Annotated in this window: 13 protein-coding genes; 2 read left to right on the forward strand and 11 right to left on the reverse strand. The window is 71.2% G+C overall.

Going from position 1 to position 15,038, the window contains the following annotated elements; all coding sequences use genetic code 11:
- Nucleotides 1-507 precede the first annotated feature (507 nt).
- Nucleotides 508-1,161, reverse strand: coding sequence for a hypothetical protein (locus tag ACJQWL_RS08485; RefSeq protein WP_411300830.1), 654 nt, complete (start codon nucleotides 1,159-1,161; stop codon nucleotides 508-510).
- Nucleotides 1,162-1,300: 139 nt separating this feature from the next.
- On the opposite strand from ACJQWL_RS08485, the gene ACJQWL_RS08490 reads away from it, so the two are divergent.
- On the forward strand, nucleotides 1,301-3,520 hold the full coding sequence (locus tag ACJQWL_RS08490) for a winged helix-turn-helix domain-containing protein (protein ID WP_411300831.1): 2,220 nt from the start codon (nucleotides 1,301-1,303) through the stop codon (nucleotides 3,518-3,520).
- Between the two features lie 49 nt (nucleotides 3,521-3,569).
- Nucleotides 3,570-3,809, forward strand: a complete 240-nt coding sequence (locus ACJQWL_RS08495) for a hypothetical protein (protein ID WP_330969681.1) — start codon at nucleotides 3,570-3,572, stop codon at nucleotides 3,807-3,809.
- 35 nt (nucleotides 3,810-3,844) lie between these two features.
- Here ACJQWL_RS08495 and rnhB read toward each other — a convergent pair whose 3' ends face one another.
- From rnhB to uppS, 10 genes are all read right to left on the reverse strand, one after another.
- Nucleotides 3,845-4,486, reverse strand: coding sequence for a ribonuclease HII (rnhB, locus tag ACJQWL_RS08500; RefSeq protein ID WP_330969680.1), 642 nt, complete (start codon nucleotides 4,484-4,486; stop codon nucleotides 3,845-3,847).
- Nucleotides 4,479-5,699: a lipid-A-disaccharide synthase gene (lpxB, locus tag ACJQWL_RS08505; protein ID WP_330969679.1), complete on the reverse strand. Its 1,221-nt coding sequence runs from the start codon at nucleotides 5,697-5,699 to the stop codon at nucleotides 4,479-4,481. Before lpxB ends, rnhB begins: the two co-directional genes overlap by 8 nt.
- Before the next feature lie 246 nt (nucleotides 5,700-5,945).
- Nucleotides 5,946-6,737 (reverse strand): acyl-ACP--UDP-N-acetylglucosamine O-acyltransferase, encoded by a 792-nt coding sequence (lpxA, locus tag ACJQWL_RS08510; protein WP_330969678.1) that lies wholly within the window; start codon nucleotides 6,735-6,737, stop codon nucleotides 5,946-5,948.
- Nucleotides 6,738-6,739: 2 nt separating this feature from the next.
- On the reverse strand, nucleotides 6,740-7,195 hold the full coding sequence (gene fabZ, locus ACJQWL_RS08515) for a 3-hydroxyacyl-ACP dehydratase FabZ (RefSeq protein ID WP_330969677.1): 456 nt from the start codon (nucleotides 7,193-7,195) through the stop codon (nucleotides 6,740-6,742).
- 2 nt (nucleotides 7,196-7,197) lie between these two features.
- The gene (gene lpxD / locus ACJQWL_RS08520; RefSeq protein ID WP_330969676.1) at nucleotides 7,198-8,214 is read right to left on the reverse strand and encodes a UDP-3-O-(3-hydroxymyristoyl)glucosamine N-acyltransferase; all 1,017 of its coding nucleotides are present in this window, start codon (nucleotides 8,212-8,214) and stop codon (nucleotides 7,198-7,200) included.
- 40 nt (nucleotides 8,215-8,254) lie between these two features.
- A complete protein-coding gene (gene bamA, locus ACJQWL_RS08525; protein WP_330969675.1) occupies nucleotides 8,255-10,786 on the reverse strand; it encodes an outer membrane protein assembly factor BamA in 2,532 nt (843 codons plus the stop codon).
- A gap of 59 nt (nucleotides 10,787-10,845) precedes the next feature.
- Nucleotides 10,846-12,207, reverse strand: a complete 1,362-nt coding sequence (gene rseP / locus ACJQWL_RS08530; RefSeq protein ID WP_330969674.1) for an RIP metalloprotease RseP — start codon at nucleotides 12,205-12,207, stop codon at nucleotides 10,846-10,848.
- Between the two features lie 21 nt (nucleotides 12,208-12,228).
- Nucleotides 12,229-13,407 (reverse strand): 1-deoxy-D-xylulose-5-phosphate reductoisomerase, encoded by a 1,179-nt coding sequence (locus ACJQWL_RS08535; RefSeq protein ID WP_411300832.1) that lies wholly within the window; start codon nucleotides 13,405-13,407, stop codon nucleotides 12,229-12,231.
- A 16-nt stretch (nucleotides 13,408-13,423) separates the two neighbouring features.
- The gene (locus tag ACJQWL_RS08540) at nucleotides 13,424-14,260 is read right to left on the reverse strand and encodes a phosphatidate cytidylyltransferase (protein ID WP_330969673.1); all 837 of its coding nucleotides are present in this window, start codon (nucleotides 14,258-14,260) and stop codon (nucleotides 13,424-13,426) included.
- The gene (gene uppS, locus ACJQWL_RS08545; protein WP_330969672.1) at nucleotides 14,257-15,024 is read right to left on the reverse strand and encodes a polyprenyl diphosphate synthase; all 768 of its coding nucleotides are present in this window, start codon (nucleotides 15,022-15,024) and stop codon (nucleotides 14,257-14,259) included. The genes ACJQWL_RS08540 and uppS overlap by 4 nt, the downstream gene beginning before the upstream one ends.
- Nucleotides 15,025-15,038 lie beyond the last annotated feature (14 nt).

The following is a 15,038-nucleotide window of genomic DNA, read 5'->3' on the forward strand; positions in this document are numbered from 1 at the left end:
GGTCGTCGGTAAGGCGGGCTCGAGGGTGGGGCGGCTTCGCGGTCCGCTCCCACAGCCGGCGTGCGGGGGGTGAGCCGCGATGCCCTTTCCCGAAGGTGTTGTAGGAGCGACGTAAGTCGCGACCGGATCCCGGTGTGCGGCGCACGTCGGGGGTGGCGCGGGTATCCGGGTTGCGCGGTGGCGACTTACGTCGCTCCTACAAGGGGGTGGTGGGGGCGTCGGTAAGGCGGGCTCGAGGGGGGCGGTTTCGCGGTCGCGGCTGAAGCCGTTCCCACAGCCGGCGTGCGGGGGGTGAGCCGCGATGCCCTTTCCGGGAGGTGTTGTAGGAGCGACGTGAGTCGCGACCGGATCCCGGCGTGCGGCGCACGTCGGGGGTGGCGCGAGTATCCGGGGTTGCGCGGTCGCGACTTACGTCGCTCCTACAGAGGGGCGGGGGCGCGGGTTGACGCGGAAAGCCGCTCCTACAGGGGCGTCTGCAGGAGATGCTTGAGCCGTGATGCGCCGGCCTCAGTGCACGCGGAACAACGGTGCCGAGGACCTCACGTAGCAGCCGTCGCGCACCGCGCGGCAATGGGCGGCCAGGGCGGCTTCGGCGCGGGCGGCATCCTGCCAGTCGCCGCGGTCGAAGTGGAACCCGCCCGTGGCCGCGCCGCGCAGGGCTGCCTCGACCCGGCGCAGGCGGCAGTAGTCCAGGTACTCGGCCACTTCGTCGGACAGCCGCGGCCAGGCGGCGTCGACGACGATGGCATCGTCCAGCCGGCCGACCTGTCGCAGCGCGTCGGGAATCAGGTCGTGGTCGCCGCGCACGTAGTCGACCACTTCAATGGCGATGTCGTACGCGTCGTTGGCCGGGGTCCAACCGGCGTCGGCCAGCAGCCGGGTCAGTACGACCGCGCGGCGCAGGCGCTGATGGATGGCGCGGAGCGCCGCAGCGCCGGCCTCGCTCGGTTCACACACGCGCCGGGCGGCGGTGGCCAGGGCGTCGTATTCCAGCGCAGAGGTGGCGGGGTCGAGTCGGGTGATCAGCCCGTTGAAACGGTCCAGCGCGGTGTCCGAGGGCTGGTAGCAGTGGACGCGGCGGCGGCGGTGTGGACGGTCGGCGGGGGCGGCGGCCACCAGCGGCGAGAGGCGGGCCGTCAGGGTCTGGGCAATGGCGTTCATCGCGGTTCTCCGGTTGTGGGACGCCGGCGGTTCCGGCGTGGCCACAGCGTCCTCCTCGCCGGGTGCGGGGTCATGATGGCCGCAGGTGTTTTCCGTCCGCGTTGTCATAGGTTCTTAAGGCGGTCATGAGGTTTTTGCGATGGAACCGTCAGGGCACGCCGGGGAGGGGGGTTGGGGGGGAGAGCGCTACCGGTTCGGGCCGGTGGTGGTCGATCCGGCCGCGCACACCCTCACCCGCGACGGCCATCCCATCGCCGTGGAGCCCAAGGCGTTTGCCGTGCTGCTGGCGCTGCTGGCGCGCCCGGGCGAGTTGATCCACCGCGACGATCTGCTGGACCGGGTCTGGGGGCATCGCCACGTCACGCCGGGCGTACTGACCCGGGCCATCGGCCAGCTGCGCACGGCGCTGGGCGACGATGCCCACCACCCGCGCTACATCCAGACGCAGCACGCGTTGGGCTACCGGTTCATCGCGGCGCTGGAGGGGGCCGACCCGGCACCGGCCGCGCCCGCCGCGACACCGGTCGGGGCCGTGAGTGGAGCCGCCGACGGACCGGAGCAGGGTCGGCCGCGCGAACCCGAAACGGAACCGGAACCGGACGACGCGCCTGCGGCGGCCGCCCCCCCGCTGTCTGCAGCGGTCGCGGTGCCCGCGGGCCCGGGCGAGGCGGTGCCCCCGGTCGTGGCTGACCGGCGGGCGCCGCAGGCGCACGGCACCTGGGGTTGGGGCGCGGCGCTGGTGCTGGTGGCGGCCGGGGCGGTGGCCTGGCTATCGCGCGACGGCGTGCCACCGGCCACCGAGGCGTCGATCGCGGTGCTCCCGTTCGCCACGCTCAGCGACGCCGCCGGCGACCGCTATTTCGCCGAGGGACTGGCAGTGGAGCTGCACGGCGCCCTGGCGGGCGTGCCGGGCCTCAAGGTGGCGGCGTGGTCGCCGGTTGCCTCGAGCCAGGACCCGGCGGAGTTCGGCCGCCGCCGCGGGGTCGCCACGGTGCTCGATGCGAGCGTGCGCCGGGATGGTGGCCGGGTGCGCATCAACGCGCGGCTGTCGGACACGCGCAGCGGCTACACGCTGTGGAGCGAGACCTTCGACCGCGACAGCTCCCAGATTTTCGCAACCCAGGCCGAGATCGCCGGGGAGGTGGTGCACGCGCTGGTCGGGGTGATGCCCGACGGCGGCGAGGGCCTGCGTCGACGCCTCGTCCCCACCCGCAACGTGGCCGCCTTCGATGCCTACCTGCAGGGCGTCCAGGCGCTGCTGAAGGGAGGCGCGGCCCGTGACGGGGCGGAGGCGCATTTCACCCGCGCGCTGGAGATCGACGCCGGCTTCGCGCGCGCGCAAGCCGGTCTGTGCCGGCTGGGCGTGTGGCGGTTTGAAAACCACGGCGACACATCGGCGTTCGAAGCCGCGCGGGTGGCGTGCCTGCGCGCGAACAACATGGACCCCACGCTGGGCGAAGTCGCGCTGGCGCTGGGCGATCTCTACCGCGCCCAGGGCGAACTGGAGCGGGCGGCCAGCTACTACGCCAGCATCGAAGCCGATCCCGCGCTGCGGCCGCAGGCACTGGTCGGGCTGGCCAAGCTGGACATCGCCCGGGAGCGCCCGGCGGAGGCGCTGGCGCGCTTCGATGCCGCCCTGGCGGCGCGACCGGGCGATGCGCAGCTGTATGCCGAGCGCGGCTACCAGCAGTTCCTCGCCGGCCAGCTGGAGCCGGCCATCGATTCGCTGCGCAAGGCCACGCAGCTGGAGCCCGGCGATGCCTACCACTGGAGCACCTACGGCGGCCTGCTGCTGACGGCCGGTCGCCGTGGGGAGGCGGCGGCGGCGCTGGAGCAATCGCTGGCGATCGAGCCGGTGGAGTCGGTGCTCAACAACCTCGGCACGTTGGCCTACCAGGATCGCGACTACGCCGCCGCGGCCGGCCACTACCGGCGCGCGGTGCACCTCAACCCCGGCAGCTTCGAGCTGTGGGGCAACCTGGGCGATGCGTTGCTGGCGCAGGCGGGGTTGCGCACGGATGTCGAGACCCGGGAGGCCTACGGCCGGGCGGCCGCCGGGGCGGCGGCCTACCTCAAGCACAAGCCCGGCGACGCGCGGGCGCAGGCGGCGATGGCCTACTACCGGGCCATCCAGGGTGATCGCGACGCGGCGCTGGAGCACGCCGCCCGTGCGCAGTCGGCAGGCGACGTACCCGAGGACGTCGCCTACTACCTGGCCGAGGCCTTCGCCTGGCTGGATCGGCCCGGTGAGGCGCGCCGCATGCTCGCGGCTGCGCGCGCCGATGGCATCCCGGAGGTCCGCATCACCGCCAATCCCCTGCTGGCCCGCATCGACGGGGCGGCGACCCGCGGCCCCTAGCCGCTTGCAGCACGGCGCTGCGTGGCGCCGATCCAACCGGAGTAATGAGATGAGCGACTCCCCGAGTGCCCGTGAGGTGACGTTGCAAACCCCCAGTGGCGAGCAGGTCGTGGTGCGACTCGCGATCAGCGACAGCGGCGACCCCAGGGTGCCATCGCCCTACCCGCAGCGTCCCGGCGACGGCCTGGCACTGCTCGCGATCGACGGGCAGTCGATCCTGGAGATCAATTGGGAAGTGGCGCTGTTGGCAACCAGCAACGTGGAGGTGTCCCCGCCCCGCCCGAAGTAGGCGCCCCCGGCCGCAGCGGACCGCGGGCGGACACGTCAGGCCGGGAGCATCGGCGCGGCGGCCTGCATGCACGCCGATACCGGCGCGAAGCTGCGCCGATGGTGCGGGCACGGTCCATGCGTACGCAGTGCGGCCAGGTGCGCAGGCGTGCCATAGCCCTTGTGCAGGTCGAAACCGTACTGCGGCCACTGCGCGTGCAGCTGTCGCATCAGCCGGTCCCGGGTGACCTTGGCCAGGATCGACGCGGCCATGATCGCGCGGTCGCGGGCGTCGCCACCGATCAGCGCTTCGGCCGGGCAGGGCAGGCCGCGCGGGAGCGCGTTGCCGTCGATGCGCGCAAGCTCGGCGGCATGGGCCACGCCTTCCACCGCCAGGCGCATGCCCAGCATCGTGGCCTGGTAGATGTTGAGCCGGTCGATGTCGCCGACTTCGATGCTTACGACGTGCCATGCGATGGCACGCTCGATGATTCGCTCGTACAGCTGCTCGCGCCGCCGGGCGTTGAGTTGTTTGGAGTCGGCCAGCCCGTTGACCGGCGTGCGCCCGGGTCGCAGGACCACCGCGGCAACCACCACCGGGCCCGCCAGGGGGCCGCGACCGGCTTCGTCGACGCCGGCGACACGGCGCGCGCCGGGTGCCACCGGAAGGTCGAACGCGAGCTGGGAGCCGTCAGCCATGGGGTGATTCTGCATCGCCCGAAGGCCGCTGTCCCGGGGCGGCGAGCAGGCCGATGACGGCGTCGGCGGCGCGGGCGGAGGCGTCCTGCCGCAGGGTCTCGTGCAGGGCCGTGAAGCGGGGCTCGAGCCGGGCCGCCACGGAGGGGTCGCGCAGCGCGGCAAGCGTCGCGTCGGCCAGCTTCCCGGGGGTGCAATCGCGTTGCATCAGCTCCGGGACCAGCGCCTCCCCGGCCAGGACGTTGGGCAGGCTGTAGTGGTCGACCTTGAGCATGCCCAGCCCCTTGACCAGCGCGTGGGTGAGCGGCGCGACCTTGTACCCCACCACCATCGGACGCTTGGCCAGCAGGGCTTCCAGGGTGGCCGTGCCCGAGGCCAGCAGGATCGCGTCGCTGGCAGCCATCACCGTGCGGGCGTGGCCATCGACCACGCGCAGCGCCGGGCGCAGCACGGCGGCGTCCGGGTGCGCGGCAAGCACGCGGTCGAACGCGGCCCGGGCTTGCGGCCCGGCCATCGGCGCAACGACCTGGATGCCGGGTATTTCGGCCACTACGCGGGCGGCGGCGGCCAGGAAATCCGGCGCCAGGCGTTCGACCTCGCCCGTGCGCGAACCGGGCAGCAGCGCCAGCATGGGGCGGGCGCTGTCGACCTGGAGCTGGGCGCGTGCGGCGCCGCGTTCGGGCAGCAGCGGCATTTCATCGGCCAGCGGATGGCCGACGAAGCGCGCATCGACCCCGTGGGCGGCGTAGATCGGCGGCTCCATCGGGAACAGGCACAGCACCAGGTCGGCGCTCCGGCCGATCTTCGCCGCGCGCGTCTCGCGCCACGCCCACACCGACGGGCTGACGTAGTGCACGGTGCGGATGCCGCGCGCCTTCAAAGCGCGCTCGAGGCCGAGGTTGAAGTCCGGCGCATCGATGCCGACGAACACGTCGGGTTGCCAGGCGAGCAGGCGCTCGCGCAGCCCGCGCCGCAGCCGCAGCAGGCGCGGCAGGTGGCGCAGCACCTCGGCCAGGCCCATCACCGCCAGCGCGTCGGCGTCGAACCACGTCTCCATGCCCGCGTCGCGCATCTGCGGCCCGCCTATGCCGGCGAACGCCGCGTGCGGGTGGCGGCTGCGCAGTTCCGCGATCAGCCCCGCGCCCAGCAGGTCGCCGGAGGCCTCGCCGGCGACCAGTGCGATGCGGAGGGGGCGGGACGCGGCGTTCGGGTTCATGGGTCCGGGATCGATGCGCAAGCCCGCATTGTGGCCGAAAGCCGGCGTCGTTCCGACCTGCGGGGCGGCTGCGCTTCCTGTAGGAGCCACTCCGGCCGCGATCACGGTCACCGGAGTGCATCGCAAGCGTTGTAGGAGCGACGCAAGTCGCGACCGCGGGGCTTCGAGGTGCTTGCGATCGCGACTTGCGTCGCTCCTGCAAAGGTATTTGCCGGTGACAGGGCTCCTGCAGGAGGACCCGTGCAATCAGCGCAGCAGGGGGCGGTCGCCGCTCTCGATGAAGGCCAGCAGGGCACGCACGTCATCGCTCTCGTCGGCGAGCGCGGCCAGCTTGGCGCGGGCGTCGTCCAACGACGCGCCAGCCATGTAGATGGCGCGGTAGGCGCGCTTGATCGCGCCGATGCGCTCGCTGTCGAACCCGCGGCGCTTGAGGCCTTCGCTGTTGATGCCACGCGGCCGGCCGTAGCCTTCCTGGGCCACCATCACGAATGGCGGCACGTCGCCGTTGACGAACGCCCCCATGCCGATGAAGGCGTGGTCGCCGATGCGGCAGAACTGGTGGATGCCGGCGAACCCGCTGAGGATGACGTGGTCGCCGATGGTGACGTGGCCGGCCAGGGTGGCGTTGTTGGAGAACACGCAATGGCTGCCGACGAAGCAATCGTGGGCGACGTGGGTATAGGCCAGCAGCCAGTTGTCGTGGCCGATGCGGGTGATGCCGCCGCCGCCGCCGGTACCGCGGTTGACGGTGGTGAATTCGCGGAAGGTGTTGCGGTCGCCGATTTCAAGTTCGGCGCGTTCCCCGGCGAACTTCTTGTCCTGCGGGTCGCCGCCGATGGCGCAGTGGCCGTGGAAGGTGTTGTCGCGGCCGATCCGGGTCGGGCCCTTGACGCTGCAGTGCGGGCCGAAGGTGGTGCCTTCGCCGACCTCGACGTCCCCGGCGACATGGCAGAAGGCGCCCACCTGCACGCCCCGCGCCAGCCGTGCGCCGGGTTCGACCACGGCGCTGGGGTGGATACCGGGCGCGGCGCCGTCCACGGTCAGGCCTGGACCTCTGCACACAGGATGTCGGCGCACGCGGCCTGCTCGCCATCGACGCGGGCCACGCCGCTGTACATCGCCATGTTGCGGATCACCCGCTTGAGGGTGACCTCCAGTTCAAGCCGGTCGCCCGGCACGACCATGCGCGAGAACTTCGCCCCGTCGATCTTCACCAGGTAGAAGAGTTTCCCCTCGCTGGTGCTCTGCTGGCTGAGCTGGGTCAGCAGGCCGCCGGCCTGGGCCAGCGCCTCCACCACCAGCACCCCGGGCATGACCGGACGGCCGGGGAAATGGCCGTTGAAGAAGGGTTCGTTGCACGACACGTTCTTGTAGGCCAGCACGCGCTTGTGGGCCTCGAACTCGACCACGCGGTCGACCAGCAGGAACGGGTAGCGATGCGGCAGCAGGGTCTGGATCGTATTGGTGTCGATAGGCAGTTGCAGGGTCGAGCTCATCATCATTCCTTGTCGGCGGCGTTGACGCGTCGGGCCAGGGCGTCGAGCTGCCTGAAGCGGGCGGCGTTCTTGCGCCAGCTGCGATTGTCCATCAGCGGGGTCCCCGAGGAGTACTCGCCGGGCTCGCGGATGGAGCGGGTGACCAGGCTCATCGCGGTGACGACGACCCGGTCGCAGATTTCAAGGTGGCCCAGCACGCCGGCCGCGCCGCCGATCAGGCAGTGCCGGCCGATGCGCGCGCTGCCGGCAACGGCCGCGCAGCCGGCCATCGCGGTATGCGCGCCGATGCGCACGTTGTGGCCGATCTGGATCTGGTTGTCGAGGCGCACGTCCTCCTCCAGCACGGTGTCCTCTATGGCGCCGCGGTCGATGGTGGTGTTGGCGCCGATCTCGCAATCATCGCCGACCACCACGCCCCCCAGTTGCGGCACCTTGACCCAGTGGCCACCGTCCATGGCCAGGCCGAAGCCGTCCGCGCCCAGCACCGCACCGGGATGGATGCGCACGCGCTCGCCCAGGCGCACCCGACCGACCAGGGTGACCCGGGCCACGAGGTGGCTGCCGGCGCCGACGATGCAGTCCTCGCCGATCACGCAGCCCGGGCCGACCACCGCGCCGGCAGCGACGCGGCTGCGCGCGCCAACCGTGGTGAATGGGCCGATGCTCGCATCCGGATCGACCTGCGCGTCGTCGTCGATCACCGCCGAAGGGTGGATCCCCGCGGGCGCCTCGCCGCGTGGCTCGAACAGGGCGGCGATCCTGGCGAAGGCCACGTACGGGTCGCGCGCGATCAGCGCGGTGCCCGCGTAGCCTTCTGCATCGTCCTGGCGCATCACTACCACGCCGGCGCGGCTGCCGGGGAGCTGGGCGCGATACCGCGGGTTGGCCAGGAACGCGACCTGGTCGCCGGCCCCGGAGGCCAGCGTGCCCACGCCGCGAACGACGCAGCCCCCGTCGCCGTGCAGGCCGAGCCCGAAGTGCTCGGCCAGCGCGGCGGCGGTGTACGTCGCGGGTTGCATCAGCGGCGTGGGTGGCGGGGACGCAGGCGCGCGGCCGTCGTCAGAACTGCCCACCGAAGGTGAACTGCAGGCGCTCGATGTCGTCGCCCTCTTCCTTCTTGAGCGGGTAGGCGTAGCTGATCGAGATCGGGCCCATCGGCGAGCGCCACATCAGCGACACACCGGTGGACGCACGCAGCTGGCCGGCGTCGAAGTTGTCAGCGCCGTCGAACACGTTGCCGAAGTCGACGAACGCCGAGACGCGCGCGGCCGGGGTATCGAGCAGGGTGGGGAAGTACATCTCCAGCGAGCCGACCGTCTTGAGCGAGCCACCCACCGGCTGGGTGAAGGTGCTGCCCGCCACCGGTGACGCGCGGGGGCCCAGGGTGTTGTCGGTGAAGCCGCGCACCGAACGGCTGCCGCCGGCGTAGAAGTTCTCGAAGAACGGCAGGCCGTCGGCGACGACGGTCTTGTTGTAGTCCGGCGAGCCGGGCAGGCACGGCTCGGTCGGATCCGGGCCGGGCACGAACACCGGCGGGGTTGCCGGATCGCCGTCGGTGTCGACCACGGACCCGGGGGTGAAGCAGATGTTGCGGCTGATCGGGTCGCTGTAGCTGTCGCCATAACCCAGCTCGGCGCGGGTGTTGAGCACGAGGTGGCGCGACAGCGGCCAGAACTTGGAGAAGTTGTAGTTGAGCTTGTAGTACTCGACCGTCGAGCCGGGCAGGGTCGCTTCCAGCCACACGCGCTGGTAGGTGCCGGTGGTCGGGGTCAGCGCATTGTTGAGCGTGTTGCGGGCCCAGCCCACCTCGCCCCGCCAGGCGTGGAACGTACGCTGCCCGACGGCGTCGATGTAGTCGACGATCGGCTCCGGGGTGGACCCGCGGAGGGCGAAGATCTGGTTGCTGTCGATGCCGAACAGGGCGGTGACCGTATCGGTCTCGGTGATCGGGATGCCCAGCACCGTCTGCGCCGCTCCGCTGGTGCTGGAGTAACGCGCGGTGTTGAAGTCGGAGTTGTCGAACTCGCGCCACCACAGGTTGTAGCCCAGCGACACGCCGTTGTCGGTGAAGTACGGGTTGATGAACGAGAAGTCGTAGCGCTGCAGGTAGTCGTTGCGCTGGGCCTGCACCGAGATGCGGTTGCCACTGCCCAGGAAGTTGTCCTGCGACAGCTGGATCTGCGTGGTCAGGCCGGTGAGCTGCGAGAAGCCCAGGCCGAACACGAAGCTGCCGGAGGTGGTTTCCTTGACGTTGTAGACCACGTCGACCTGGTCGTTGGTGCCGGGCACGGGCTGGCTTTCCACGTCGACGCTCTCGAAGTAGCCCAGTCCCTGCAGGCGGATCTTGGAGCGGTCGATGGCGGCCTGCGAGTACCACGCGCCCTCGAACTGGCGCATCTGCCGACGCAGCACCTCGTCGCTGGTGCGGGTGTTGCCCTTGAACACGACGCGGCGCACGTTGACGCGCGGGCCGGGCACGACCTGCATGTTGATCGCAACGGTGTTGTCGTCGCGGTCGACCGCCGGGATCGGGTTCACCTGGGCGAATGCATAGCCCACGTTGCCCAGCGCGGCGATGATCGAGTCGGAGCTGACTTCCAGCAGCCGGCGGGAGAAGGTCTGCTCGGGCTTGACCAGCACCAGCGCCTCGATCTGCTCCTTCGGCAGCACGGTGTCGCCGGAAACCTGCACGTCCGAGACGGTGTAGACCTCGCCTTCGCTCACGCCGGCGGTGATGAACATGTCCTGCTTGTCGGGACTGATCGCGACCTGCGTGGAGTCCACGCTGAAATCGATGTAGCCCCGGTCCAGGTAATAGGAGTTGAGCTTCTCCAGGTCGCCGGAGAGCTTCTCGCGCGAGTACTGGTCATCGCGGCGGTACCAGCTCAGCCAGTTGCTTTCGGCCGACTCCCAGCTCTCCAGGATCTCGTCCTGCTCGTAGCTTTCGTTGCCCACCAGGTTGATGTGGCGGATCTTGGCCGCGTCGCCCTCGTCGATGTCGATGGTGACGTCGACGCGGTTGCGGTCCAGCCGGGCCACGGTCGGGGTGATCTGGACGTTGTACTTGCCGCGGTTGTTGTACTGGCGGGTCAGTTCCTGGGTCACGCGGTCCAGGGCGAGCCGGTCGAAGGTGTTGCCTTCGGTCAGGCCGATCTCGTTCAGGCCGGTCTGCAGGTCTTCGGTCTTGATGTCCTTGTTGCCGACCAGCGTCAGCTTGTTGATGGCCGGGCGCTCGGTGACCGTCACCACCAGGATGTCGCCCTGGCGGCCGATCTGGACATCCTCGAAGAACCCGGTGGCGTACAGCGCGCGTACCGCAGCGCCGGCGCGCGCGCGGTCGACGGTGTCGCCGCGCTCGATCGGCAGGTAGGTGAACACGGTGCCGGCGGCGATCCGCTGGAGCCCGTCCACGCGGATGTCGCTGACCCGGAACGCATCCGGTGCCGGCGCGTACGCGGGCTGGGGCGCGGCGGGGGCGGCGAAGGGGTCGGTCGCGGACGGGACGCCGGTCTGGGCCGTCGCGGGCAATGCCGGCGCCAGGGCCGTGGCGAGGGCAAGGGCAAGCAGGCGGCGGGAAGGCAGTCGCGTCATCAGGAGGTCCGGTTGGGAAGCAGGGTCGCCGCGGGAGGCGGAGGGCAGGGCAGGCGGCATCAGCGCACCAGGTTGTTCACGATGTCGTTGTAGAACGCCAGGCCCATCAGGCTGGCGATCAGTGCCAGGCCCACGTATTGCCCGGCGGCCATGACTCGTTCGCTGACCGGGCTGCCCTTGACCAGCTCGATAAGGTAATACAGCAGGTGACCGCCGTCCAAGATCGGGATCGGCAGCAGGTTCAGGATGCCCAGGCTGAGCGAGAGCAGCGCCAGCAGCGACAGGTACCAGGCGAGGCCCTGGTCGGCGTAGGCGTTGGCCGCCCGGGCAATGGTGACGGGCCCGGCGACGGTGTTCTCCACCGCCACCCGGCCGGTGAATGCGCGGCCGATCATGTCCAGCAGTTCGCCGGCCTGGTGGAGCGCCTCGTTGAGCGCCGCAGGGACCGCCTCGACGGGTCCGTGGCGCAGCAGCGCGTCCTTTTCGGGCAGCGCAGGGCGCGCGGACGCAATGCCCAGCGCCCAGTAGTCCCCGCCGGTGGCGTCCTGCGTCCGCCGGGGCAGGATCTCCAGCGCCAGCCGCTCGCCGTTGCGTTCAACTTCCACCATCGCCGGCTCGCCGCGCTCGCCAATGGCCTGCGCCAACGGCCCGATCTCCTCCCAGCCATCGATCCGGGTGCCGTCCAGCGCGGTAATGCGATCACCTTCGGCCAATACCCCCCAGGCGGCGGAGTCCGGGACCACCCGGCCGACGACGGCCGGGACGTCCATGTGGCGCGGCGACAGGCCGATGACCTCGATCGCCCGGCGCTCGTCGAACTGCGGCGGCAGGCGGTCCAGCGCAAGCGCCACGGTGCGCTCGCCGCCGGCGGCGTCGCGCAGGGACACGGGGACCTCGACGCGGTCCAGCGCCGCGGGCAGCAGCGCCATCTGCACCTCGCTCCAGGTCGGGGTGGCGCGCTCGCCCACCGCCAGTACCGTGTCGCCCCGTTGCAGGCCCGCCTCGGCTGCCAACCCGCCGACCGCACCCAGCACCGGCGCGTAATCGGGCCGGCCGACCACGAACATGGCCCAGAGCAGTGCCACGCACAGCAGCAGGTTGGCGACCGGACCGGCGGCGACGATGGCGATGCGCCGCAACACCGACTGCCGGTTGAAGGCCTGGTCCGCCTCGCCGGGGGCAACGTCGCCCTCCCGTTCGTCGAGCATCTTGACGTAGCCGCCCAGCGGGATCGCGGCGATGGCGTACTCGGTGCCGTCGCGGCCCCGTCGCATCCACAGCGGCTTGCCGAAGCCGACCGAGAAGCGCAGAACCTTGACCCCGCAGCGCCGCGCCACCCAGTAGTGGCCGAACTCGTGGAAGGTCACCAACACGCCGAGACTGACCAGCAGCCACCAGATGGAGCCGAACAGTTCACCCATGTCGGTGGCTCGCGGAGGGGGTCATCGGCTGGGGCTCATCTGGGCGATCTCGCGTTCGACGTGGCGGCGGGCAGCCGCGTCGGCGTGGTGCAGGGCGTCGAGCGAATCGGCCGCTGCCCCCGTGCATCGCGACAGGGCGGCCTCGACCAACCGGGGGATCGCAAGGAAACCCACCCGTCGCTGAAGAAAGGCTGAAACCGCGACCTCGTTGGCGGCATTGAGCACCGCGGGGGCCGAACCGCCGGCCTCCAGAGCGTCGAAAGCCAGCCCCAGGCAGGGGAAGGCCTGCAGGTCCGGGGCCTCGAACTCCAGCCGGCCGCCCTCGGCCAGCAGGTCCAGCACCGACACGCCCGAGTCCAGGCGCTCGGGCCAGCCAAAGCCCACCGCCAGCGCGGTGCGCATGTCAGGCAGGCCAAGCTGGGCCAGGGTGGAGCCGTCACGGAATGCGACCAGCGAGTGCACCAGGCTCTGCGGGTGCACCAGCACGTCGATCCGCGCGCGCTCCACGCCGAAAAGGTGGTGGGCCTCGATCACTTCCAGGCCCTTGTTCATCAGCGTGGCCGAGTCGACCGAGATCTTCGGGCCCATCGACCACTTGGGATGGGCGACGGCCTGCTCGGGGGTCACCGGGCCGAGCGCATCCCGGCCCCAGCCGCGGAACGGACCACCCGATGCGGTCAGGGTGATGCGTGCCAGCCCGGCCCGGGCGGCGGCGTCGGGCAGGCACTGGAAGATCGCATTGTGCTCGCTGTCGATCGGGACGATGGTCGCGCCGCCGTCGCGCGCGGCGCGCATCAGCAGTTCGCCGGCCAGCACCAGCGACTCCTTGTTGGCCAGCAGCAGGCGCTTGCCGGCGCGGGCCGCGGCGAGCGTGGACGGCAGGCCCGCCGCGCCGACGATGGCGGCCACCACCGTGTCGCAGGCATCGCCCGCCGCCAGTTCACAGATCGCATCGGCGCCGGCATGGGGCTCGGTGTCGAGGCCGGCATCGAGCAGGCCGTCGCGCAGGGCCGCGTATCCCGACGCATCGGCCACGGCGGCATGCCGGGGACGGTGCGCGCGGCACAGGGCAAGCAGCGCCTCGACGTTGCTGCCGGCGACCAGCACGTCCGCACGCAGGCGATCGGGGTGGCGGGCGATGACATCCAGCGCGGAAGCCCCGATGGAGCCGGTCGCACCCAGCACGGCGATAGTGCGCATCACCCGTCCCGCCGCATCAGAAGCCGACGACGGCTTTGCCGAGCGCGAACACCGGAAGCGCGGCGAGCACGCCGTCGATGCGGTCCAGGATGCCGCCGTGGCCGGGGATCAGGTTACCGGAGTCCTTCACCCCGGCATGCCGCTTGAGCAGGCTCTCGAACAGGTCGCCGACCACCGATGCCAGCGCCGCGGCCATGGCCACCAGCGCCACCCAGGGCAGCTGGTCCGGGGTGGCGCCAGCCAGCAGGCCCAGCAGCGTGCCCGCGGCGACACCGGCGATGACGCCACCGGCCATGCCCTCTACGGTCTTGTTGGGGCTGATGTTGGGCGCCAGCTTGTGTCGCCCTAACTTTCGGCCGGTGAAGTACGCGCCGGTATCGGCGGCCCAGACCACGCCCAGCGCAGCCAGCAGCCAGTAGTGGCCGTTGGGCTCCTCGGCGTGGATCCATGCCAGCGCGCACCACGCCGGCACCACCGCCAACGAGCCGGCTGCCAGCTTGAACACCCGCGCGTGGGTGTCGTGGTCGCTGGCGAAGCGCGGACGCCCGAGCCAGAACAGTGCCAGCAGCCACCACACCACGCCGACCAGCGTGGCCACCTGCAGCAGCACGAGGCTGAAGCCCGAGGGGCCGCGCGAGCCCCAGACGATCGCGACCATCATCGCCAGGTTGGCCACCAGCAGCACGGTGCGCGCCAGCGCGTCATCGATTTCCGCCAGTTCGAGCCACTCCCACAGCCCCGCCAGGAACATCAGCGCCGCCAGCAGCACCATCCATTCGGTGGGCAGGAACAGGATGCCCAGGATGGCCACGGGGGCCATGACCAGGGCGGCGAGGACGCGGGTTCGGGTCATTCGGGAGTCTCTTCGGGGCGGCCGGCCACCTGTGCGCCGGTCAGGCCGTAACGGCGCTCGCGCGAGGCGAAATCATCCAGCGCGCGTTGCAGGGTGGCGGCATCCAGCTCGGGCCACAAGGCATCGGTGAACCACAATTCGGAATACGCCAGCTGCCACAACAGGAAATTGCTGATGCGCTGCTCGCCCCCGGTGCGGATGAACAGGTCGGGGGCGGGCAGGTCGGCCAGGCAGACACGCTCGCCCAGCAGGGCCTCGTCGATCGCCTCCGGGTCCAGCCGTCCCGCCGCGACCTCGCGGGCCAGCGATCGCGCCGCCTGGGCGATGTCCCAGTGGCCGCCGTAGCTGGCCGCGATGTTGAGGGCCAGCTGTGTGTTGCCGCCGGTCAGCTCCTCGGCCGCCCGCATGCGCTCGACCAGGGCGGGACCGAAGCGGTCGCGCTGGCCGATGAAGCGCACGCGCACGCCGCGCCGGTGGAGTTCCTCGACCTCGCGGTCCAGCGCGTTCAGGAACAGCTTCATCAGGGCCCCGACCTCGTCTTCAGGCCGCCCCCAGTTCTCGCTGGAGAAGGCGAACAGGGTCAGCGCACCAATGCCATGCGCCAGGCAGAAGTCGATGCAGGTGTTGACCGCCCGTGCGCCCGCGCGGTGGCCGATGGCACGCGGCCGGTGCCGGCGCTCGGCCCAGCGGCCGTTGCCATCCATGATGACGGCGACGTGGCGGGGGATGCGTGGCGTGCCGGGGGTTGGACCGGAAGCGGGCATGGGGCCTGGTCGAC

Origin of the sequence: Novilysobacter viscosus, from assembly GCF_046600715.1 — a bacterium.
Lineage (GTDB): Bacteria > Pseudomonadota > Gammaproteobacteria > Xanthomonadales > Xanthomonadaceae > Lysobacter_C > Lysobacter_C viscosus.

What these genes read in the sequence shown, in the direction of transcription:
- ACJQWL_RS08485 (WP_411300830.1), bottom strand. Translation starts at nt 1,161, where the DNA reads ATGAACGCCATTGCCCAGACCCTGACGGCCCGCCTCTCGCCGCTGGTG.
- ACJQWL_RS08490 (WP_411300831.1), top strand. Translation starts at nt 1,301, where the DNA reads ATGGAACCGTCAGGGCACGCCGGGGAGGGGGGTTGGGGGGGAGAGCGC.
- ACJQWL_RS08495 (WP_330969681.1), top strand. Translation starts at nt 3,570, where the DNA reads ATGAGCGACTCCCCGAGTGCCCGTGAGGTGACGTTGCAAACCCCCAGT.
- rnhB (WP_330969680.1), bottom strand. Translation starts at nt 4,486, where the DNA reads ATGGCTGACGGCTCCCAGCTCGCGTTCGACCTTCCGGTGGCACCCGGC.
- lpxB (WP_330969679.1), bottom strand. Translation starts at nt 5,699, where the DNA reads ATGAACCCGAACGCCGCGTCCCGCCCCCTCCGCATCGCACTGGTCGCC.
- fabZ (WP_330969677.1), bottom strand. Translation starts at nt 7,195, where the DNA reads ATGAGCTCGACCCTGCAACTGCCTATCGACACCAATACGATCCAGACC.
- lpxD (WP_330969676.1), bottom strand. Translation starts at nt 8,214, where the DNA reads ATGCAACCCGCGACGTACACCGCCGCCGCGCTGGCCGAGCACTTCGGG.
- bamA (WP_330969675.1), bottom strand. Translation starts at nt 10,786, where the DNA reads ATGACGCGACTGCCTTCCCGCCGCCTGCTTGCCCTTGCCCTCGCCACG.
- rseP (WP_330969674.1), bottom strand. Translation starts at nt 12,207, where the DNA reads ATGGGTGAACTGTTCGGCTCCATCTGGTGGCTGCTGGTCAGTCTCGGC.
- ACJQWL_RS08535 (WP_411300832.1), bottom strand. Translation starts at nt 13,407, where the DNA reads ATGCGCACTATCGCCGTGCTGGGTGCGACCGGCTCCATCGGGGCTTCC.
- ACJQWL_RS08540 (WP_330969673.1), bottom strand. Translation starts at nt 14,260, where the DNA reads ATGACCCGAACCCGCGTCCTCGCCGCCCTGGTCATGGCCCCCGTGGCC.
- uppS (WP_330969672.1), bottom strand. Translation starts at nt 15,024, where the DNA reads ATGCCCGCTTCCGGTCCAACCCCCGGCACGCCACGCATCCCCCGCCAC.